This is a genomic window from Mesorhizobium sp. M1348 (assembly GCF_040317925.1).
GTDB lineage: Bacteria > Pseudomonadota > Alphaproteobacteria > Rhizobiales > Rhizobiaceae > Mesorhizobium.
The window spans coordinates 1-967 of record NZ_JAMYLH010000080.1 but is presented as its reverse complement, the minus strand read 5'-3'; the positions used below and the strand labels follow the sequence as shown (position 1 = coordinate 967).

At 57.9% G+C, this 967-nt stretch carries 2 protein-coding genes; both read left to right on the top strand.

All coding sequences use genetic code 11. The features are described 5' to 3' along the window. A partial coding sequence (locus NKH13_RS35505; RefSeq protein WP_352917486.1) for a hypothetical protein occupies window positions 1-511 on the top strand: 511 nt, incomplete at its 5' end. A gap of 17 nt (window positions 512-528) precedes the next feature. Then, the coding region (locus tag NKH13_RS35500) for a fumarylacetoacetate hydrolase family protein (protein ID WP_352917484.1) at window positions 529-967 on the top strand (439 nt) is incomplete at its 3' end.

Below are 967 nucleotides of genomic sequence, written 5' to 3'. Positions count from 1 at the left end.
ATTCTTTACGCTCTACGAAGTTGAGCAATTCGACATCATTACAGGTGAGGAGTATGCCAAGCGGCTCAATGCCCCGACGCCGTGGACGAGGCGCGCAACGTCGCATTTTCTCAATACGTCTCGGGGTCTGGCTCGAGTCTTGTTGTCTGAGGGGCCTGGGCCTGGCGGCGTCCTTGCCACGGTGCGCTTCCAGTCTGCGGCAAACGATGGACAGCAGGCGGCCCGTGAGCTTTCGGCGCTCGTGTCCGGATTTACTCGGTTTCCACTCCTGACTGGCGCGCATCTCTGCAAGGCAGATGAGGAAGCTACCCAGGTGCGCAGGGTGGAGAGTGAAGGGCGCAGGGATTATGATGCGCCGCCCAATTGGTTCATTCTTCTGGAAGGCTGCACCGTGGAGTCCTTGGAAGCACCCGTCCAGGCCGTTCTGCAACATCCTCTCGTCCGGAAAGCGCAAGTCGGCCGGTATCTGCTTGAATACACCCGCCTGAAAACCGACTCGGCGGCCGGCTGAGCCTTAAAGGAAATGACATGAAACTTTTGCGATTTGGACCGCCCGGCTCCGAGCGACCGGGGTTGCTGGACGAGGACGGCGCTATCCGAGATCTTAGTAGCGTTGTTCCAGATATCCGGGGCAGTACGCTGTCTCGCGCTGGCTTGGACAAGTTACGCTCGGCAGCTCCTTCGTCATTGCCCCGTGTCGAGGACAATGTTCGCCTCGGGCCTCCAGTAGCTAAGGTCCGTCACTTTATCGCGGTCGGCCTGAACTACACCGATCACGCAATCGAGACCGACACTCCCATTCCTGATGAGCCGGTTATCTTTTCCAAGGCGCCGTCGTGCATTGTTGGACCAAATGATGACATCTTGATGCCTCGAGACTCACGGATGCTGGACTGGGAGGCGGAAGTTGCCGTTGTCATTGGTGAGCATGCTTTTGATCTGGCTGAAGAGCATGCGTTATCGGTTG